The organism is uncultured Aquimarina sp. (assembly GCF_947492965.1).
Lineage (GTDB): Bacteria > Bacteroidota > Bacteroidia > Flavobacteriales > Flavobacteriaceae > Aquimarina.
On sequence record NZ_CANLOZ010000004.1, the window covers coordinates 78,652 to 100,058 of the forward strand.

The window sequence follows — 21,407 nt, forward strand, 5'->3', positions numbered from 1 at the left end:
TTGATGTTGTCGCTACTTCGTTTTTTATCGTTAATCATTCTTTGCGAAATTTATTTCGGCTTTATAACCAAACTGAATATTAAAAAAGTTAGCACTAGCATTCAGGTCTCTTCGACCTTCTTCGTATTTCATTCTTAAAAAAAATGCGTTATCACTTTGTGGTACAAAAAAGTACACTTCAGAATGAATACTAAAAGTATCGAAATTGACAATATTGTTTTCCACTATATTGTTATTCTGATATCTGTTGAAATATATAGAAGCGTTTATTCCAAAATTAGAAAACCGTTCAACTTGCAATTCTGTGCCGTATCCCAACCCTAAAGTGGTAGTGTTTTCTAAGTCTTCTGAGTTTTCTTCAGAAGTTTCAGTGAGTCTAAGACTTCCTTTCGCTTTCGCTAGAATTTTATAAGGAAATTTTTTACCTAACCGGACCTCATAAATATCTATTTCAGTTTCTGCAGTTAAAGATGATTTTTGTATAAGATCTAAGGAATTTATGACAGGAAGATTAACTTCTCTATCATCATTGTCGAATCTAGAATAGCTAACTCCTGCTTTAAATTTTTTAAATAAATAGTGAAAGCGTCCAAGATTAAATGGGTTGAGAAAAAATGTGCTATTGCCTTCGAAGCTTACAATACCATTAGACGATTCATCTATTAACCCTAAAAAATCTGTATAAACCCTAAAATCTATGATGGATTTTAAATTATTATTTATAAAAATTTTATGTTGTGTGGAGTCTTTGTGAGAAGAAAGATTGATTAATTCATTTTCTATGATGTATCGTTTGCCGTTTTGATAATCATAAGTGATAAAGTCTATGAGTTTGATGTATACGCCTTCCTTTTTATTACTCCAAAGTTTAGTTTTGTTTTTATAAGAATTAAAGCTATAGATATTAGTTGGGGATTTGTTATAAAAAAACAAAGTTTGATCGTTTGTAGGGAAAACTTTGATATTGAACATTTCACCATCTTTAATTTCGATAATGACTTTTTTAATATCTATAGTTTCTGAATTTATTTCAGATGTTACTGATACATCAGTTTGATATAATTCAATTCCTGTCGTATCTACTAATTTGAAAATTCCGAAGTACTCATTTTTCTCAATATTGTAATTGTTTTTTAATAGTTCTATGAATTCAGATGAACTTTTGTTTTGATCTGCTAGTTGTGATATTTCTTCTTCAGCGCTCTGTGCTATCGCAATGAAATTATGGCATAATATTGCGATGGTTACAATGTATTTTGTTCTCATGATTTGAAATAATTAGGAGTTAATGATTCCTAAAATTATTCCGAAATATCACGGGAAAAAATACCCATAAAAGGGTATTTTGTTCAGTTTTCAATAGGTCTTAGACCTTAGAAATCATATTTTTTCTCGATAGCATAGCGTAATAATTCTCCTTTTCCTTTGAGTCCAAGTTTACGGATGATATTTTTTCGGTGTGTTTCTACAGTGGATACAGAATTAAAACGAATAGCAGCGATTTCGGATGAGGTTTTTCCCTGTCCGATTAGTGTAAGGATTTCTCGTTCGCTTTTAGATAGTACTTGTTTTTTTACCTGTTGAGTAGTGTCTTCTGAGAAAAAAGAAGGGTCTATAGATGCATCATAATAGGTGTTTCCTTTAGTCACTTCATATATGGCAGTAAGTACTTCTTCTAGAGGGGAATTTTTTAATAAATATCCAGAAGCTCCTGCTGTTACCATTTGTCTTACAGCATCTTCTTGATCAAACATGGAGAAGGCTATAATTTTGGTGTGCGGTAATTCTTTTTTGATGATTTTAGTTGCGGCAATACCATCCACTTTCGGCATCCGAATATCCATTAGTACGACTTTAGGTTGTTTTCTTCTTACAATGGATAATAATTCTTCGCCATCATTAGCCATACCAACAATACTGATTCCTTCTTCATATTTTAATAATAAATCAATACCATCTATTAATGATTGGTGATCTTCTGCAATAGCTACTGTGATCATATGGGTATGTTTATGATGATGTTTGTTCCTTTTCCTATAGTGGAGTCAATTTCGAAAGTTCCTTCCAGATGTTCAATACGTTTCTCGATACTTTTTAATCCCATTCCATCTTTTTCTGGTAACACTTTGGCATTGAATCCTTTTCCGTTATCCTCTACGATAATATTTAATAAAGAATCATGGTTGGTAAGAGAAATATTAATTTCTGTGGCATTGGCATGCTTAATGGTATTGGTAATCAATTCCTGAATCATTCTAAAAATTGAAATTTCTAAGGCATTATCTAAGCGTTCCTCTAATCCATAATCTTGTACTTCTATTTGCAGCTGATCTCCATTGGAAGCTTTTGCGGCTAATTTTTTGATTGCTGGAAGCAATCCCTGATTTGCCATAACTCCACTATTTTTTTCATGAGCAATAGTTCGTACTTTTTGATATGCTTCGTCTAGCAAATTATTGGTTTTACTGTAAAGTTCTTCTACATTTTCTACATAAGGATTGTTTCTATTGTTTTTTAAATGATCGAAATGAAGTTTTACAGTCGCTAAGGTGCTACCTAAGTTATCATGTAGATCATTCGCTAAGCGTTGTCGTTCCTTTTCCTGTCCAGAAATCATGGCGTCGATAGCCGTTAGTTCTTGTTCTTTAAGTAGTTTTTCGGTTTTTTGAATTTCGATTTCTCGCTGTTGTTCAGCGATTCGTTGTTTGCGTTTGGTGTTACGATATACAAGAATTGCAATAATACTTCCCAAAAAAAGAGAACCGCCTAATCCAATTGCTATGTTTTGATTTCGTTTCTTTTTTTGCTGTTCGATTAGGATCTGTTTTTCTTTTTCAGCGGTTTGTAATTGTATTTCTAAACTTGAATTCTGTAAAGTATTTCTTCTATAGTCTAAATCATATTCAATTTCTAAGGATTTCTGTAGTGAACTATAAGCTTCTTCATATCTTTTTAGCTTTTCTAAGTTTTTGGATTGATATCTTAAAATATAAAAATTACTTTTCGCTAAATCAGATTTGTTCAGGAATTTTTTGGAGTATTCTATAGCATCGAGGGCTTTTTGATACTTCTTTTTTTTCGAGTATATTTCTGATAATCGAATTAGAGATTTAAATACTAAATGTTTATTGAAAGGTAGATCTTCATTGATTTTGATGATGTTTTTATAAATATAACTTGCTGAATCAGTTTGGTTAAGTACTTCAAATTTGTATGCTTTTTGGATATTAAACCTAGATAATAACTTAGAGTTTATTTTATTTTTTAGTTCTATTTTTTTTAATTCATTAATAAGTGTAAAGAACTTAGGGTCTAATTTTTTTGATTTAGTATGAAAAATTACTCCATATAGTTTGATCCAAAACCAGTCGATTGGTTGATCAGCGATATCTGAGTATTCTTCTATATACTTATCATAAAGAGTATTACTTTGTAGTATTTCTTGGCGATGAAATTCTAATATTGATAGAATGCAATATTTTTTTAACTCGATATAGTTTGTACTCTTAGCGTTTAGAAGTGCTTTTGAGAAATAATAGAAGGATTTAGAATTATTTGTATTGATATATAAGTCTCTATATCCTAATGCTAAAAAAGAAAGGGAATTTGTTAGATAATCAGAGATAGTATCTATTTTGATTTGGTTTTGTATTGGATAATTATCCCTAAAATATACAATATCTGAGATGTTGTTAAGAATGACTTTGGTTTTTTCTCTCTTAAACTGAGAGATTAAGTTATTTGAATTTTCAAAATTTAAGCTCTTTATTTCTTTGAAGAATAAATTTACCAAAGTGTCATTCTCTACAAAATCATTTCCGTAGAGAGTAACACTTTTTAGTGATAATATTAATATTATAATGAAGAGTCTGTCCAAACAATTTTATTATATCCAGGAATACAAGATCCCCAAGGTGCTTTAGGTATTTGAGTGCTGTCTGGTAAATTAATCCTTTGGTCAGAATTACTGTTGTTTTTACCTAATAATGCTTTTTGATTATAAAATACGCCACTTCTATTATATTTTTCTGTATCAAAAATAACATCAGAAAATGATGGTTGGTTTGATCCATCAATAAGCGGTGCGACTTTTCTATTTATTCTTATGTAAATCTCCTCTTTTGTGCTCAAAGTTATCGGTTTGTCAAATATTTTTGGTTCAGGTTTAAACCCTTTCTCCAGACCTTTTATTGTTATATCAAAATTTAAGCATTTTAATTCCGTAGGCATACCATCGTAAGCAGGGACTGAATATTCATCTAACTTTATATTATCAATCGATTTTATGCCTAAATTTATTTGACCAGAATAATTAACCAAAATAAATTCTGCGGCATCAACATTACATAATTTATTTTCATGATTAAGATTTGATGTTTCAAATCTTGCAAAAATTCCAAAAAAAGTATTGTAAAGCTGACTAGCATATACAAATTGATATCTGGATGATAATATGGTATCATCGCTATTCTTTTTGTTCAGGTCTTTAATAGAATTATTTTCTAGTAAGTTAACTGTGCCTGAAAGTTCAAAACTCATATTATTATGTTTTTAGGTTATTTAGTTACTCCAAATCTCTTTAAAACCCACAGTTATTCCCATACCCAATACCCGGTATTTTTCTAAAATTTTTTAGAAAAACACCAAAAAGGATTTACTAGTGATCCAATGATCCTAGATGATAAAAATTACTATTTAATTGAAAACTAGGGGTATAGTTTGTTATTCTGGTCTTAAATACGTTTTTAACGCAAAAAGCAGCAAAATAAAGATAATAAAACCGATGAGAATAAAAATACTGCCTTTGTAATATTTGCGATGTAGTTGTAAGTCTTTTCGATAGCTAATAATCATCAAAACAATAAAAGCAACTACAAAACATCCTGCAAAAATCAACTGACCAGTACTAAACATAAATTGTTATTTTTACCGCAAAGATAACTTATAGAAGAATCACTTGAAATACACCATAACAAAATTTTGACACAAAGCAGATGATTAATGGTAGGTTCTAAATAACTTCTAAAACAACAGTATAAATACATGAAAGATAAAATTGCCGCTGTACAAGAATTTCATACAGCATTTGAAATTGGATTTAAAAACGAACCTATTGCAGATTTAGGAGAAGCGAAAAATACGCTTCGTTTTAATTTAATGAAGGAAGAGAATGAAGAATATTTTGAGGCGGCTCAAAATAACGATTTGGTAGAAGTGGCAGATGCGTTGGGCGATATGTTGTATATTTTATGTGGTACGATTATAGAACACGGTATGCAGCACAAAATAGAAGAGGTCTTTGAGGAGATTCAACGTAGTAACATGAGTAAATTAGGAGAAGATGGGAAACCTATCTATCGAGAAGATGGTAAAGTACTCAAAGGGCCTAATTATTTTAAACCAAATATTAAAGAGATTTTAGATAGATAAAAACTAAATCAAAAAATGCCTTAGAAATTCATCTAAGGCATTTTCTTAATATCTAAATTCGTAATTCTTTAATTGTAATTTACTGATTACACCTTTGCTCTCCATCCAAATGGATCTTCAGCTTGGTTATACTGAATATCCATTAATGCTTTCTTGAAATAAGAAGCATATGAGTTTTCTTGTTTTTCTAGTTCGTAATGTTCTCCTTTATAACCAAAAGCTTTTACGGGGCTTACAACAGCAGCAGTACCAGCACCAAATATTTCTTTTAAGCTTCCATTTTTAAAAGCTTCTACGATTTCACTAACTTTTATAGGTCTTACATCTACATTATATCCTTGTTTTTCTGCTAATGCAATCAAACTTTTACGAGTAATCCCATCAAGAATTCTATCACTCGTTGGAGCTGTTAATAAGGTGTCGTTTATTCTAAAGAATACATTCATAGTACCTGCTTCTTCTACATATTCATGTGTATTAGAATCTGTCCAGATAATTTGCTGATATCCTTGTTCTTTAGCTAATTTAGTTGGGTAGAACTGTCCAGCATAATTTCCAGCTGCTTTGGCATATCCGAATCCTCCATTTGCAGAACGGCTAAATTTCTCAGCTACTAAAACACTTACATCTCCACTGTAATAAGATTGAGCTGGAGAACAAATGATCATAAATCGATATTCATCAGCTTCAGAAGCAGAAACACTAGGTTGTGTAGCAATCACAAACGGGCGAATATATAACGAGTTCCCAAAACCTGGTTGTATCCACTCGTTATCTAAACGTAATAAAGTATGTAATCCATCAAAAAAGTATTCCTCAGGAAATTCTGGCATTGCTAATCGTTCTGCAGACTTGTTAATTCTTTTAAAATTTTCATCTGGTCTAAACAAAAAAGTATCTCCATTATCGTCCTTATAAGCTTTCATTCCTTCGAAAACAGCTTGTCCGTAATGAAATACACGCGCAGAAGGATCTAGTGTTAGGGGTCCGTATGGGACTATTTTTGGTGTTTGCCACTCGCCGTTGACATAATCGCAAATAAACATGTGATCTGTAAAAACTTTACCAAAAGCTAAGTTTTTAAAATCTACTTGTCCAATTTTTGATTCTTGTACTTTGGTGATTTCAATCTCCTGCGGAACTGCATTTCTCATCCGATAATTATTTATAAGGTTGTGAAAGTTTGATAAAAAACTACTATTAGTATACATTATGATAAGTCCGAAACTTACGATGATTCTTACAGTAGTTCAAATTTTAAACAAAAATACCCTTTTCTTATAAATTAAGAATTTTAAAAATGTTTAATTTTGCTAAACATTATTAATAATAACACATTATGAAAAAAATCGCACTATTTTTTGCAGGATTATCATGTTTAGTAGCTTGTAATTCGGTTCAAAACGAAAAAGAATCTTTTGCAATGCAGGATATAAAAATAAGCGAGTACAACACTTTTGGAGGAGAAGTTTCTTCTAATACTGTTTTATATAAAAACGCAATAACCGAAAAATATGAGGAACTTAAAGAAGGTGATACTATTGATATTGCTTTCTCGAGTACTGTAAATGATGTGTGTAAAGCAAAAGGATGCTGGATGAAAGTAGCCCTAACCAATGATCAGGAAACTATGGTGAAGTTTAAAGACTATAGTTTTTTTGTACCGAAAGATATAGAAAATGATACCATCATTGTACAAGGAAGAGCATATGTTTCGGAAACTTCGGTAGAAGAATTAAAACATTTAGCATCCGATGCCGGAAAATCCGAAGCCGAAATTGCTGCAATAACTAGTCCTAAAAAGACCTATTCTTTTATGGCAGATGGCGTTTTGGTAAAACAATAATGGAGAAAAAACTCAAGAGAGAGATTATTAAAACTTCAGATGGCTCAACGACCATCCACTTTCCAGAATTGGATGAACACTATCATTCTAAACATGGTGCTATTAGTGAAGCAAAACATGTGTTTATAAAGAGTGGATTTGATCATCTTCTGGCTTCTAGGCAGTTTTCTGAATTGAAAATTCTGGAAATAGGTTTTGGAACTGGACTTAATACGTTTATTACATATTTAGAGGCATCAAAGAAAGGACAACAAATTCAGTATACAGGAGTGGAGGCGTATCCAATATTGGAAGAAGAAATACAACTCCTTAATTATGTGAATGAACTTAACGCTGAAGATTACCAGGCTATTTTTGATAGTTTGCATCAATCATCTTGGGAAAAGATGAACTCAATTTCTGATTCTTTTTTTCTAATGAAACGTCAACAGTTATTCGAAGATATTGAAGATAAAGATGCTTTTGACTTGATTTATTTTGATGCATTTGGGGCAAGAGTACAGCCTGATTTGTGGGATGTAACCATTTTCAAGAAAATGTATAAAGCCTTATTGCCTAATGGAGTACTAGTGACTTATGCTGCAAAAGGAAGTGTAAGAAGAGCAATGCAAGAAGTTGGTTTTACTGTAGAACGACTTCCAGGTCCTCCAGGTAAAAGAGAAATGCTAAGAGCTTCAAAAATTTTATAAACACCAAGTTTTTCATAGAAATAAGAAGGTTTTAACTACTTTGTTAAACCTATAATAAAGGGATAGGTTTTGTTAAAATCACATACTATTTTGCAGTTCATAATAGTAGTAATGAGTCTTTTTTTGAAGATATCTGTCTTGTGTCGTAAACGACATCTTTGATCTTATTGATTTCAAAGTGACTAAAATTAATATAATAAACATTAAGAAACTTAAAAATTACTTCGCCCTAGAGAATATTTAAAATTCTTAAAAAGAGAACAGATTGATAAGAGATGTTCTTCATTTTATAATGAATAGTTTATAAAATAATTACTAAAATTTAAACGTGTGAAAGTTTTAATTACGGGTGCTACTGGACTGGTTGGTCAGGAAATTGTAAAGTTATGTCATCAATCAAATATGGATGTACATTACCTAACAACAAGTAAAAGTAAACTTACATCTCAGCATAATTATAAAGGATATTATTGGAATCCGAGTGCAGGAGAAATAGATCTTGATTGTTTTAAAGATGTCGAGGTAATTATACATTTAGTTGGTGCTACAGTGGCTAAGCGCTGGACCAAAAGCTATAAGCAAGAAATACTAGATAGCCGTACCGTCACTACTTCTTTACTTATTGATTCTTTACAAAAGATAAAGCATTCTGTTCGTCAAATTGTATCGGCAAGTGCTATTGGCATCTATCCGGATTCTTTTCAGAATTATTATATGGAGGATTCTGAAGAAGTGGATACAGGTTTTTTAGGAGAGGTAGTACAAAAATGGGAATCTGCAGTTTTGGATTTTGAAACCTTAGATGTCGAAGTAACGTTGCTAAGAATCGGACTTGTGCTATCATCTAAAGGAGGTGCTTTTCCGAAGATAGTAAAACCAATTAAACAAGGAATAGGAGCTGTTTTCGGAAACGGAAAACAATGGCAAAGCTGGATACACGTGGAAGACTTAGCCCGATTGTTTCTATATGCTGTAGAAGAAGAAATATATGGATTGTACAATGCTGTGGCTCCGAATCCGGTTTCCAACCATAAGTTGACGCACACTATTGCCAATAGATTAGACAAGAAAATAGTATTACCAGGTATTCCACGTTTCGTAATGAAACTTGTTTTAGGAGAAATGCATGTATTGCTATTTGGAAGCCAGCGAGTATGCTGTGATAAAATAATGAAGACTGGTTTTAGTTTTACTTATGATAATATTACGCACGCCGTAGAAGATTTAATCTAAATATTAATTTCAAGAAGTCTTTTTACACGGCTTTCGACTTTTTTTATTTAAGGGAAATAGCAGATAAAAAATAAAGGCTAACATAAACTAAATGTTAGCCTTTATTTTATTATCATGTTGGAATGTCCAATATTAAGCTTTGTTTGCTTTTAAGCTTACTTTTAATTCTATATCATCTAAGATAAACTTGTCTCCTAGGTTTTCGAAAACAGATTTAGAACCGTAATTTACACCCCAATCAGTACGATTAATAGTAAATACTTCACTGTTTAAGGTCATTGTATCTCCTTCTACAGTGGTGGTTGCTGGAAAAGAAATATTTTTCTTAATACCTTTAATAGTTAAATTTCCTTCGATCATAGATTTACCATCTTTTTCAGTGATACCAGTAACTTCAAAAGAAGCATTAGGGAATTTAGCTACATTAAAAAAGTGATCTTCTTTTCCTTCACCTTCACCTTTAAGGTGACCTTCTAATCCAGCTTTTTGCTTTCCTTCTAAATCAGTTACATTGATAGAAGTCATATCGATTACGAAAGAACCACTTTGAATTTTTCCATCCTGTGTTTTTACTTTTCCTTTTGCGATACTAATGGTACCAGTATGATTTTCGGTAGGTTTTTTTCCCACCCAATCAATAGTACTAGCGGCGTTATCTACGACAAAAGTGATAGCTTCTGCTGGAGCTTCTTTTACTTCTTCAGCAGCAGTAGCTTCAGTTTCATTTTTTTTCTCTCCTTTACAAGACATTGCAGAAACAATAATTGCAGCAATTGCAAGTAGATTCACTAATTTAGTTTTCATAATAATGTTAGTTTATAGTTTTAAACATCAAAATTATTTTTTTCCAAAATGAATACTCTTAAATATATACTAAAATATTCCTGTGACATTATGACATTAATTCAAAAATGGCAGTACTTTTGCATCTTCAGAAAATAAACTTATAAAAGGTACTAGTTACATGAGTAAGAAAAATAAAAATACAGAAGAGGTAAAAGATCAGGTAGAAGAGGTACTTGACACAACAATAGAGGAAACTGAAGTGGAAGAAGTAGAAGAAAAAGATGTAGAAACTCAATTAAAAGAGGATCTTGAAAAAGAAAAAGATAAATTTTTAAGGCTTTTTGCTGAGTTTGAAAACTATAAAAAACGTACTTCAAAAGAGCGAGTAGAGTTATTTAAAACTGCTGGCCAGGATATTATGCAATCAATGTTGCCAGTACTTGATGATTTTGATCGTGCCATGAAGGAAATTGAAAAGTCTGAAGACAAAGATCTTTTAAAAGGTGTCGAGTTAATACATAATAAATTAAAGGAAACCTTAAAAGGTAAAGGACTAACAGAGGTAGAAGTAGGTGCTGGAGATGCTTTTAATGCGGATGATCATGAGGCAATTACACAAATTCCTGCTCCAAGTGATGAGCTCAAAGGAAAAATTGTAGATGTTATAGAAAAAGGATATAAGTTAGGAGATAAGGTAATTCGTTTTCCTAAGGTGGTAACCGGACAATAATAGAGAGATGAAAGAAGATTTTTATGATATTTTAGGTATTAGTAAGAATGCTACGGAAGCTGAGATAAAGAAGGCATACCGTAAAAAAGCTATAGAATATCATCCGGATAAAAACCCTGGAGATGCTACGGCAGAAGAAAAATTCAAGAAAGCTGCCGAGGCGTATGAAGTTTTAAGCGATCCTGATAAGAAAGCGCGTTATGATCAATTCGGACACCAAGCTTTTGAAGGCGGAGGTGGCTTCGGAGGTGGCGGAATGAATATGGATGATATATTCAGTCAGTTCGGTGATATTTTCGGTGGCGGAGGTTTTGGCGGCTTTGGTGGTTTCGGCGGCGGCGGCGGAAGACAACGCCGAGTAAAAGGAAGTAATCTTCGTATTAGAGTTAAACTTACTTTAGAAGAAATTGCCAATGGTGTAGAGAAAAAGATCAAGGTAAAACGAAAAATTCAAGCACCAGGAGTTACCTATAAAACTTGTTCTACTTGTAATGGTAGCGGTCAGGTTACAAGAATTACCAACACGATATTAGGTAGAATGCAAACTTCTACTACCTGTTCTACTTGTGGTGGATCTGGACAGATTATAGACCACAGGCCTGCAGATGCAGATGGTCAAGGTCTTAAAGTATCTGAAGAAACTGTGAGTATTAAAATTCCTGCTGGAGTGGAAGATGGAATGCAGCTTAAGGTGTCAGGTAAAGGAAATGAAGCTCCAGGAAATGGTATCGCTGGAGATTTATTGGTAGCAATCGAAGAACTGGAACATCCACAATTACAACGTGAAGGTGATAATCTTCACTACGATCTTTACATCAGTTTTTCAGAAGCTGCCCTAGGAGCGTCTAGAGAAATTGATACAGTTTCAGGAAAAGTTCGTATTAAAATCGAAGAAGGAGTGCAGAGTGGTAAAATATTACGTCTTAGAGGGAAAGGTATTCCAAGTATAAATGGCTATGGAAAAGGTGATCTCTTAGTACATGTAAATGTATGGACTCCTAAGACCCTTAATAAAGAACAAAGAGAGTTTTTCGAAAAAATGGCACAGGATGATCACTTTAAACCAAGTCCTGATAGTAAAGACAAGTCATTTTTCGAAAAAGTTAAAGATATGTTTTCTTAAAAAGGAAATTCAAAAAAATATGAGAAGAATCATTTCGATATGCTAATTTTTGTTTAATAAAAATTTGTATATTTGAGACATCACTAGCGCATTTAGTGATAATTTTTCTTTTTCATAGCAATTTTTTTCCCATCCTTAATACTTGTATTTAGGGTGGGTTTTGTTTTTAGATGAAAGAAGCATCATGATTTTACCTTTTATAAGCCATGATTAGATTGCATTAAACAATATGTAGGTGTATAATTGGTTTATGTAGGAGATTTATTTCATTTCATCAATATTTTGACTTAATTAGCATAGTTTTTTAATTCTTTTACACAAATCAAATTATTTATATGTCTAATCTTTTAGAGGTACAAGAAGCATCAAAACGATTTGGAGATTTTATAGCTCTTAATAACGTTTCTGTTACCGTACCTAAAGGAAGTATTTTTGGTTTGCTAGGACCTAATGGAGCTGGTAAAACCACACTTATTAGAATCATCAATCAAATAACACTTCCGGATACAGGAAAGGTGTTTTTAGATGGAGACCCTTTGCAATCTCATCATATTAAAGATATTGGGTATCTGCCAGAAGAACGAGGATTGTATAAATCAATGAAAGTTGGAGAGCAAGCACTATATCTTGCTCAATTAAAAGGATTAAGTAAAAAGGAAGCAAAAGAACGATTAAAGTATTGGTTCGATAAATTTGATATTTCTCATTGGTGGAATAAGAAAATACAGGAATTGTCTAAAGGAATGGCACAGAAAGTACAGTTTATAGTAACTGTCTTGCACAGACCAAAACTATTAATTTTTGACGAACCGTTTAGTGGATTTGATCCTATAAACGCAAACGTAATTAAAGATGAGATTCTTCAACTACGGGATGAAGGAGCAACGGTGATTTTTTCTACCCATAGAATGGAAAGTGTCGAAGAATTATGTGATCATATTGCTTTGATTCACAAGTCTAACAAAATATTAGAAGGTAAAGTTTCAGATATTAAGAAAGCGTATAAATCAAATACTTTTGAAGTTGGGTTGTTATCAGATAATATGTTGGAGTTAGAAAAAACTTTACAGAACAAGTTTAATACCGAACCTGCTAATTTCAAAGCTATAGATGAGCAATTAAAACTTAAAATTTCATTGGATAAACAAGTTGCACCGAATGAACTTTTAAGCTTTTTAACAGAAAGAGCACAAGTAGTTAGATTTAATGAGGTAATACCAAGCGTAAACGAAATATTCATTAAAACCATCACAGAAAATGAGTAGTAATTTACAGTTGATTATTAAAAGAGAATTTATATCTCGAGTTAGAAATAGAACCTTCGTGGTAATGACTTTTTTAAGCCCATTGATTGTTGTGGGGATGATCGGACTAATTGGATGGTTAACAACGTTAAATAGTGATGAAGTAAAAGAGGTTGTAGTAGTAGATGAAACCAAGTTGTTTATAGGTGATTTTGAAAATACAAAAGAGGTAGCCTATTTGGATTATAGCAGTTTTGATCTTGATGTTGCTAAAGATTCGGTGATATCTAAAAAACTGTATGGTCTGCTGTATATTCCAAACAAAACTTCTAATAATGATCTGGCTAAGTCTATTCAGTTTTATGCAGAAGAATCTCCTAATTTTTCTGTTTTAAATAAGATAGAAAGAATCATTTCTAATAAACTAACGGAACAAAATTATAAGAATGAAGGTCTTAATTTGGAGGTTATAGAGAGATCGAAAGCAAAAATAAATATACAGATAGAAAACTTTTCAGGAGAGAAGACTTCTAAAATATCTAATTATGTAAAAATGGGATTTGGAGGTTTAGCAGGGTATTTATTGATGATGTTCATTATCATTTATGGAAATATGGTAATGCGATCTGTGATAGAGGAGAAAACAAATAGGATTATAGAAATCATTATATCTTCTGTAAAGCCTATGCAATTAATGCTAGGTAAAATTTTAGGAACTTCTTTTGCTGGAATATTACAATTTTTGATTTGGGTATTTTTAGGAGGAATCATAATGATGATTGGTTACGGTATTTTCGGATCTAGTCTTGAGGCAAATACGCTGGAGGAAGCGACCAAATTATTAGAAGCAAATCATGAGGGTATGATGGCAAATATTGGAGAGTTCTTCCTTGAAGTTTCTAAACTTCCTATGTTAGAATTAGTCTTGTCATTCTTTATATACTTTGTAGGAGGGTATTTCCTATATAGTGCTATATATGCAGCAATCGGAGCAGCGGTAGATAGTGAGACTGATTCTCAGCAATTTATGTTGCCAATCATATTGCCGCTTATGTTGGGTATTTATGTCGGCTTTTTTGCGGTTATAGAAAATCCTCATGGAACAGTTTCAACGGTTTTTTCTATGATTCCATTAACTTCTCCGATAGTTATGTTAATGCGAATTCCTTTTGGAGTTCCTTGGTGGCAAATACTAGTGTCCATCTCGTTATTAATTGGAAGTATTATTTTTATGGTATGGTTTGCTGGTAAAATATATAGAATAGGTATTTTGATGTATGGTAAAAAACCAAGCTATAAGGAGTTATTTAAATGGTTGAAGTATTAGTATGATACAAGAGGAAATAACAGATCAAGTTAAAGAAGTAATTCAGGAAGATGTTTGGGGAAACATCAAGAAGTTTCTGGATTATGAAATCATTCATATTGGTCCAGATGACCATTCGATTATACTTACAGTAGGTCTGTTACTCTTTGTAATCTTGATCCTTGTTGTTACTACAGTATCATTAAGACTTATTCGGAAAATTGTCACCAGGAAACTGAGAAAAGAAGATAAATTAAAATTTGAATCGGTTTTTTCGTTTTCCAAGTATTTTATTTATGTCATTGTTATTCTGATCACTCTAGATAGTATTGGTTTAAACATTACGGCTATTTTTGCAGCTTCGGCAGCGTTACTAGTAGGAGTTGGTTTAGCATTGCAAACATTAATTCAGGATGTAATATCGGGTATTTTTATTCTGATTGATCAAACAGTTCACGTCGGTGATATTATTGAATTAGAAGGTAAAGTAGGAAGAGTAGAAGATATCAAACTACGAACTACAAGGGCAGTAACCATAGATAACAAGGTGCTGATTATTCCGAATCACAAGTATCTTACGTCTACATTATATAATTGGACACAAAATGGTAAAATCACTAGAGAATCGGTAGAGATTGGAGTGGCTTATGGAAGCGATGTCAATTTGGTAAAAGAATTACTGCTAAAAATCGCAGTCGAAAATGATAAGATTTTGCAATATCCAGAACCACTAGTTTTATTTACTAACTTCGGAGATAGCTCTTTAAATTTTAAGCTTATTTTTACAATGAATGATAGTTTTCAGGCTGCCGTTCCTAAAAGTGAAATAAGATTCGAAATTGATCGTTTGTTTAGAGAAAACAATATAAGTATTCCATTCCCACAACGAGAAGTAACGATCTTAAACCCTAGCAAAGAGTAATATAAAGTTTTATGAGGTAAAAAATGAATTATAAAAGACTACTTGTGCCCTTTATTTTGATCTGTTGTGCTATTCAAATAGTGCAATCACAAGATACAAATCTGGCTAGAGTAGAATATGCATACATACCTCAGTCCAAAAGTGATAATAGTTATAATAGTCTAAGGGTTTCAGGGAATTACCCTATTCAAATGAATGAAAAAGGTACGTACTTAGTACTGGCCTTTCAGTATCGATTGAATAATCTACAACTTAAGGATGATATTATTGTAGATACTCAAGGTCTACAGGAGTTTCATACATTTGGATTTGAACTAGGATATACCTTTAAAATGAAGAATGATTGGAGATTTGGAGCAAAATTAGGAACCCGACTTTCTTCTAATTTAGAAGCTTCGGGTGTGGATAGTGACGATTTTAGATATGTAGGTTCTGTCTATTTTGTGAAGAGCTATGGAGATAAAAAAGCAATAAATTCTTCTAGATTGGTGCTTGGTCTTAGGTACGCCTCTCCGGCGAGCATTAATTTTCCATTACCAATCATTAACTATTCAAAACGTTTTCATCCTAATTGGTCCTATTCGTTAGGTACGCCTAAGACAAGTATTAAATATTTTTTTAATGATAAGAATACGTTACAGGCATTTATAGGTTTGGATCGTTTTTATGGTAACATACAGAATAACAGAGCGTTTATAGATGAAAATGGAGATGCAAAACTTGCGGAAAATGCTTCGATGTTACTTATAAATAGTGCTTTGGGTTATGAGTATTATTTTACGGAACATTTATTGCTGTTTGCATATGGTGGATATACATTAAGTAACGAAATCCGCCTTAGAGATAAAAATCAAGAAAATGTATTAGTTCTCAATGATAGAAATACGTTCTATATGCGAGGAGGAATTAAATTAAAATTATAATGGCGAAAATATTAGTTATAGAAGACGAAGCTGCAATCAGAAGAGTACTTGTGAAAATATTATCTGAAGAGAATGATAAATATGAAGTTTTTGAGGCAGAAGATGGATTAGCAGGTATTGATATGATCAAAAGTGATGATTATGATTTGGTATTATGTGATATCAAAATGCCTAAAATGGATGGAGTAGAGGTATTGGAAGCTGCAAAAAAAATAAAACCAGAAGTACCAATGGTAATGATTTCTGGTCATGGAGATTTGGACACAGCGGTGAATACTATGCGTTTAGGAGCTTTCGATTATATTTCTAAACCGCCAGATTTAAATAGACTACTTAACACAGTTCGTAACGCATTGGATAGAAAAGAACTGGTTGTAGAAAATAAAATGCTTAAGAAAAAGGTGTCTAAGAATTATGAAATGATTGGAGAGTCTCCAGCTATTACAGACATCAAAAATATGATCGAAAAAGTCGCTGCTACCGATGCTAGAGTGTTGATTACAGGCCCAAATGGAACTGGTAAAGAACTCGTAGCACATTGGATACATCAAAAAAGTGATCGTTCTAAAGGACAAATGATCGAAGTTAACTGTGCGGCAATTCCTGGTGAACTTATCGAGAGTGAATTATTTGGTCATGTAAAAGGTGCATTTACTTCGGCTAATAAAGATAGAGCTGGTAAATTTGAAGCAGCAAATGGAGGTACCATCTTTTTAGATGAAATTGGAGACATGAGTCTTTCCGCGCAAGCAAAAGTATTAAGGGCTTTACAAGAAAATAAAATTCAGCGTGTAGGTAGTGATAAAGACATTAAAGTAGATGTAAGAGTAGTTGCTGCAACAAATAAGGACCTGAAAAAAGAAATTGCAGATAACAAGTTTAGAGAAGATCTCTACCATCGTTTGGCTGTTATCCTTGTGAAAGTGCCTGCACTAAATGATAGAAGAGAAGATATTCCACTTTTGGTAGATTATTTTACGAAGAAGATTGCAGGTGAACAAGGTTCTCCGGCAAAAACATTTTCGGATAAAGCTATTAAGCAATTACAACAATATGATTGGACTGGTAATATAAGGGAGCTAAGAAATGTTGTCGAACGCCTAATTATATTAGGAGGAAACGAAGTAAGCGAGGAAGATGTTAAACTTTTTGCTGCAAAGTAAGGAGAATCATTATCTTGCGACTTATCTCTAATATATTTGCCCCTAATGAAGAGAGTTCTTTTTATCATTTTACTATTTGCTAGCTTTTTATCAAATGCGCAATACGAACCCAGTGCCATTAATTATGGTTTGGTTGCTATCAAAAGTTTCGGTTCTGTAGAAGAGGTCGGATTGGGAGCCCGTTTGGAATATGCTCCTAATTGCTTTACCACTTATATGGGAGAATATAATAGATTGTTTTCTATTGGTGCTAGTGATGAGGTAGAAGGGTATAATGAATTGGCAATTGGGGTAAATCTGATTCTGTTTAATTGGTACCCAACCACAATAACAGCAGGTTTCGGCTATATTGGTAATGATTCTAGTATTTTCGAAGAAATTGAAGATGATGCGTTAATAGCATTTAGAAGTGGAGATTTTAATCATGGAGCTCAGATAAAGCTTAGAGCTTTGCACCAAATATCAATTCCGGTACATATTTTTGCAGAATTAAACATTAAAAGTCTCGGCAGAAGATACGATACATTTCTTATCGGATTTAGCTATGATTTCGATGCCAGATAACCTGCGTTTAGTTTGACGTTAAATTATCAATTGGAGGTACTTCTTATCTATCTATTCTAGTACTTACGACTTTTCTTTTTTCAACAATCCAAAACTTTAGTATCTTACAAAAGATAATACAAATCATACTATGAATACGATCAATCACGAAGATTTTAAAGTTTCTCAATCAATAGAATTGTCTAAAGTTCCTACTACATTTGATCTTGGAGCGGATAAAAAGAAAATAGAAAAAGAATTAGAAGAGGTTCGGGAAAAGTTAGGGGACTTTCAAGATACCATTTATGCACATGATAAATATGCCATCCTAATATGTTTACAAGGAATGGATACTGCTGGTAAAGACAGTCTTATTCGCGAAGTTTTTAAAGATTTTAATACCAGAGGTATTGTAGTTCATAGTTTTAAAGTCCCTACAGAACTGGAACTAGGTCATGATTATTTATGGAGGCATTATATAGCCTTGCCACAACGAGGTAAGTTTTCAGTCTTTAATAGGACGCACTACGAGAATGTATTGGTAACCCGAGTACATCCAGAATATATTATGAGTGAAAAACTTCCAAATGTTAACTCGGTAGATGATATTGATGATGCATTTTGGGAAAAGAGATTTGAGCAAATTAGAAACTTTGAAAAGCATATTGCCGAAAATGGCACCTTGATTTATAAATTTTATTTACACTTGTCAAAAGACGAACAAAAAAATAGATTACTTAGAAGGTTAGAAAAGAAGGAAAAGAACTGGAAGTTTTCTGCTGGAGATCTTAAAGAAAGAAAACTATGGGATCAATATCAGTCTTGCTATCAAGATGCAATTAATAAAACATCTCTTCCACATGCTCCTTGGTATATAATTCCTGCAGATGATAAACCAACTGCACGATATATTGTAGCAAAAACACTTTACGATACCCTTACGAAGTTTGAAGATATTAAAGAACCAGAATTGGACGATGAAACAAAATCCAATTTATCATTATATAAAGAACAGTTAGAAAACGAATAGTTGATCATTTAGAAAGATAAATAATTTATATAAAATACCTCAGTGAAAAAGATAGTCCTTATACTTTGCGCATTTTTTTTCTATACGTCCTACGGACAAGAGAAAGTTAATAAAGAAGATTCGATAACCATTAAAAATTTTTATAACTCATCATTATTAAAAGGTAAGAGTTATTCTTGGCTGGATTATTTGTCTAATCAAATTGGCCCAAGATTGTCGGGATCTTTAAATGCACAGAAAGCGGTGGAATGGACAGAAGCTGAACTAAAAGAAATAGGCTTAGATAAGGTATGGCTGCAGTCCGTAATGGTTCCAAAATGGACAAGAGGTGTTACCGAGTTTGCTTATATCGAAACACAACCAGGTCAGACTACCAATGTACCTATTTGTGCTCTGGGAGGTTCTGTACCAACTCCAATAGGAGGTGTGAAAGCAGAAATTGTGGAAGTACAAGGGTTAGAAGATCTTCGAAAATTAGGGACTGATAAAATAGAAGGAAAGATCGTTTTCTATAATCGTCCGATGCAGGCAGATTTAATCAATACTTTTGAAGCTTATGGAGGATGTGTTGATCAGAGATATTCTGGAGCTGCTGAAGCTGCTAAATTTGGAGCGGTCGGAGTAATTGTTCGTTCTCTGAATCTAAGATTAGATGATTTTCCTCATACAGGAACGATGAGTTACGGTAATTTAACGGACTTAGAAAAAATACCAGCTGCTGCTATAAGTACAAATGGTGCTGAGTTATTACATTCAATGTTAACACTAAATCCAAAAATCAAGTTTTTATTTAATATGAACTGTAGAACATGGAAGGATGTGGAATCTTTTAATGTAATTGGAGAAATTACAGGAAGTGAATTTCCAAATGAATATATGGTTGTAGGTGGTCATTTGGATTCATGGGATTTAGGAGATGGTTCACATGATGATGGTGCTGGTGTGGTGCAATCTATGGAAGTATTACGTTTATTCAAAGAAACAGGATATAAACCCAAGAGATCTATTAGAGTAGTTTTATTTATGAACGAAGAAAATGGATTACGAGGAGGTAAAAAATATGCTAAGGTAGCAGAGACTAAAGGAGAAAATCATGTTTTTGCGCTGGAAAGTGATGCTGGAGGTTTTACTCCCAGAGGTTTTTCATTTGATTGTAATATGGATAATTATACTCAGATTCAAAGTTGGAAACCACTTTTTGAACCTTATTTGATACATTATTTTGCAAAAGGCGGAAGTGGTGCAGATATTGGACCATTAAAGAAAGATGGAATTGTTTTAGCTGGCTTACGTCCAGATTCCCAAAGATACTTCGATTATCATCATGCTAAAAATGATACGTTTGATGCTATAAACAAAAGAGAATTAGAACTTGGAGCTGCTACCATGGCAAGTCTAGTTTATCTATTCGATAAATACGGAGTAAAATAAATAATAAATATTTTGGCTTAACTTACCTTTAATTCTCAGTGTTTTAAAGCGTAATTGACTTGTACTTTTTTATTCTTTAAAAAATAAGAGAAGATTTTAGTAATGTTACCGATTGGCTAGGGGATTCATTTCTAATAATATTCTAATTCATTTAAGTAGCATCCTATCTTTATGATCAACTTGCTATCATAATATTCCTGTAGCGTATAATTCTGTGTTAGTATGTTTTTGTTCAATAAAACACATGTAAAAAGGGGAATATTTCAATTAATTGGACATAATAATGTAAAAATCTTATGTTTTTGATCTAAATATTTTTTCAAAATTCCAATGTACTGTAAGTTGTTTCTTGTTTAAAAAATTAACGATTTTAAGAAGATTTTTATAGGAAAACATGTGTGAAATTGTTTTTTTGTTAAATAGGTTTATGGTTTTACCATTGAGATAGTTATTTTTTTTTATAAAAAATTGATTTTATAAAAATTATTTTTGCTTAAATTTCTTAGTATCTTCTTAACAAAGTGTTTTTTTTCTTTTTTTTTTTAGTTAAGAATCAAATAGTTCATATTTCTTTTTTCCCCTAAAACCGTATGCTATAGAACTGTCTATGAATACTGTCTATGTTTATATGAAGACGTGTTAAGAGGTAGTAAAGGTATCAATGCTCGTACTTTTACATCAGACTTGTTATAACTTTGAGTATCGTTATGATGGTAATCAGATGTTAATAATAAAAAAACGAAAACCAAATCTGATAAAATAAAACATCGATAAACGGAATGATTTAAAATAACACACATTGTGTCATATATTTTCCCTAAAAAATCAATGATATAATTTTAATGACATTGAACTTAAACTAAACTAACTATGCACAAACTCACAACCAAAGAGATACTATTATCTCAAGCGCTATTGTATCTAATAGGATACTTCTGATCTCAAAAACGAAGCGTACATTCTATAGCTGAATTCTCAGAATGATTTTAGACTAATCGGATATTAAGA

At 32.3% G+C, this 21,407-nt stretch carries 21 protein-coding genes; 14 read left to right on the forward strand and 7 right to left on the reverse strand.

What is annotated here, in order from left to right; all coding sequences use genetic code 11:
• Positions 1-30: 30 nt before the first annotated feature.
• The 5 genes from Q1B37_RS11600 to Q1B37_RS11620 form a co-directional block, all read right to left on the reverse strand.
• Positions 31-1,266, reverse strand: a complete 1,236-nt coding sequence (locus Q1B37_RS11600) for a hypothetical protein (RefSeq protein WP_299898808.1) — start codon at positions 1,264-1,266, stop codon at positions 31-33.
• Between the two features lie 107 nt (positions 1,267-1,373).
• Positions 1,374-2,000 (reverse strand): response regulator transcription factor, encoded by a 627-nt coding sequence (locus Q1B37_RS11605; RefSeq protein ID WP_299606555.1) that lies wholly within the window; start codon positions 1,998-2,000, stop codon positions 1,374-1,376.
• Entirely contained in the window at positions 1,997-3,877 is a 1,881-nt protein-coding gene (locus Q1B37_RS11610) for a sensor histidine kinase (protein WP_299898810.1), read from the reverse strand. The genes Q1B37_RS11605 and Q1B37_RS11610 overlap by 4 nt, the downstream gene beginning before the upstream one ends.
• Positions 3,856-4,539 (reverse strand): hypothetical protein, encoded by a 684-nt coding sequence (locus Q1B37_RS11615; protein WP_299898811.1) that lies wholly within the window; start codon positions 4,537-4,539, stop codon positions 3,856-3,858. The genes Q1B37_RS11610 and Q1B37_RS11615 overlap by 22 nt, the downstream gene beginning before the upstream one ends.
• A gap of 183 nt (positions 4,540-4,722) precedes the next feature.
• Positions 4,723-4,914 carry a hypothetical protein gene (locus Q1B37_RS11620; RefSeq protein WP_299606567.1) on the reverse strand — a complete coding sequence of 64 codons (192 nt, stop codon included), beginning with the start codon at positions 4,912-4,914 and terminating at the stop codon, positions 4,723-4,725.
• Between the two features lie 129 nt (positions 4,915-5,043).
• Here Q1B37_RS11620 and Q1B37_RS11625 point away from each other — a divergent pair, with 129 nt between their 5' ends.
• On the forward strand, positions 5,044-5,430 hold the full coding sequence (locus Q1B37_RS11625) for a nucleoside triphosphate pyrophosphohydrolase family protein (RefSeq protein WP_299898813.1): 387 nt from the start codon (positions 5,044-5,046) through the stop codon (positions 5,428-5,430).
• Positions 5,431-5,516: 86 nt separating this feature from the next.
• Here the strand turns inward: Q1B37_RS11625 and Q1B37_RS11630 are convergent, their stop codons facing one another.
• Positions 5,517-6,584 carry a branched-chain amino acid aminotransferase gene (locus Q1B37_RS11630; protein WP_299606573.1) on the reverse strand — a complete coding sequence of 356 codons (1,068 nt, stop codon included), beginning with the start codon at positions 6,582-6,584 and terminating at the stop codon, positions 5,517-5,519.
• A 185-nt stretch (positions 6,585-6,769) separates the two neighbouring features.
• On the opposite strand from Q1B37_RS11630, the gene Q1B37_RS11635 reads away from it, so the two are divergent.
• From Q1B37_RS11635 to Q1B37_RS11645, 3 genes are all read left to right on the forward strand, one after another.
• Positions 6,770-7,276, forward strand: a complete 507-nt coding sequence (locus Q1B37_RS11635) for a DUF4920 domain-containing protein (protein ID WP_299898815.1) — start codon at positions 6,770-6,772, stop codon at positions 7,274-7,276.
• Positions 7,276-7,965 carry a tRNA (5-methylaminomethyl-2-thiouridine)(34)-methyltransferase MnmD gene (gene mnmD, locus Q1B37_RS11640; protein ID WP_299898817.1) on the forward strand — a complete coding sequence of 230 codons (690 nt, stop codon included), beginning with the start codon at positions 7,276-7,278 and terminating at the stop codon, positions 7,963-7,965. Before Q1B37_RS11635 ends, mnmD begins: the two co-directional genes overlap by 1 nt.
• A 330-nt stretch (positions 7,966-8,295) precedes the next feature.
• Entirely contained in the window at positions 8,296-9,198 is a 903-nt protein-coding gene (locus tag Q1B37_RS11645) for a TIGR01777 family oxidoreductase (RefSeq protein ID WP_299606580.1), read from the forward strand.
• Between the two features lie 132 nt (positions 9,199-9,330).
• Here Q1B37_RS11645 and Q1B37_RS11650 read toward each other — a convergent pair whose 3' ends face one another.
• Positions 9,331-10,002 (reverse strand): YceI family protein, encoded by a 672-nt coding sequence (locus tag Q1B37_RS11650; RefSeq protein ID WP_299606583.1) that lies wholly within the window; start codon positions 10,000-10,002, stop codon positions 9,331-9,333.
• Positions 10,003-10,162: 160 nt separating this feature from the next.
• On the opposite strand from Q1B37_RS11650, the gene Q1B37_RS11655 reads away from it, so the two are divergent.
• The 10 genes from Q1B37_RS11655 (at position 10,163) to Q1B37_RS11700 (ending at position 20,399) form a co-directional block, all read left to right on the forward strand.
• A complete protein-coding gene (locus Q1B37_RS11655) occupies positions 10,163-10,714 on the forward strand; it encodes a nucleotide exchange factor GrpE (RefSeq protein WP_299898819.1) in 552 nt (183 codons plus the stop codon).
• 7 nt (positions 10,715-10,721) lie between these two features.
• Entirely contained in the window at positions 10,722-11,837 is a 1,116-nt protein-coding gene (gene dnaJ / locus Q1B37_RS11660; protein WP_299606587.1) for a molecular chaperone DnaJ, read from the forward strand.
• Between the two features lie 335 nt (positions 11,838-12,172).
• Complete coding sequence (locus Q1B37_RS11665; RefSeq protein ID WP_299898821.1) at positions 12,173-13,102, forward strand: ABC transporter ATP-binding protein; 930 nt, start codon at positions 12,173-12,175, stop codon at positions 13,100-13,102.
• Positions 13,095-14,408: an ABC transporter permease gene (locus Q1B37_RS11670; protein ID WP_299898823.1), complete on the forward strand. Its 1,314-nt coding sequence runs from the start codon at positions 13,095-13,097 to the stop codon at positions 14,406-14,408. The genes Q1B37_RS11665 and Q1B37_RS11670 overlap by 8 nt, the downstream gene beginning before the upstream one ends.
• Before the next feature lies 1 nt (position 14,409).
• Positions 14,410-15,309: a mechanosensitive ion channel domain-containing protein gene (locus Q1B37_RS11675; protein WP_299898825.1), complete on the forward strand. Its 900-nt coding sequence runs from the start codon at positions 14,410-14,412 to the stop codon at positions 15,307-15,309.
• Positions 15,310-15,332: 23 nt separating this feature from the next.
• On the forward strand, positions 15,333-16,232 hold the full coding sequence (locus Q1B37_RS11680) for a DUF6268 family outer membrane beta-barrel protein (RefSeq protein ID WP_299898826.1): 900 nt from the start codon (positions 15,333-15,335) through the stop codon (positions 16,230-16,232).
• Positions 16,232-17,395, forward strand: a complete 1,164-nt coding sequence (locus Q1B37_RS11685) for a sigma-54 dependent transcriptional regulator (protein ID WP_299898828.1) — start codon at positions 16,232-16,234, stop codon at positions 17,393-17,395. Before Q1B37_RS11680 ends, Q1B37_RS11685 begins: the two co-directional genes overlap by 1 nt.
• A 45-nt stretch (positions 17,396-17,440) precedes the next feature.
• Positions 17,441-17,959 (forward strand): hypothetical protein, encoded by a 519-nt coding sequence (locus tag Q1B37_RS11690; RefSeq protein ID WP_299606602.1) that lies wholly within the window; start codon positions 17,441-17,443, stop codon positions 17,957-17,959.
• Between the two features lie 130 nt (positions 17,960-18,089).
• The gene (locus Q1B37_RS11695; RefSeq protein WP_299898831.1) at positions 18,090-18,968 is read left to right on the forward strand and encodes a PPK2 family polyphosphate kinase; all 879 of its coding nucleotides are present in this window, start codon (positions 18,090-18,092) and stop codon (positions 18,966-18,968) included.
• Positions 18,969-19,019: 51 nt separating this feature from the next.
• The gene (locus tag Q1B37_RS11700) at positions 19,020-20,399 is read left to right on the forward strand and encodes a M20/M25/M40 family metallo-hydrolase (protein WP_299899327.1); all 1,380 of its coding nucleotides are present in this window, start codon (positions 19,020-19,022) and stop codon (positions 20,397-20,399) included.
• The last annotated feature ends 1,008 nt before the right edge of the window (positions 20,400-21,407 follow it).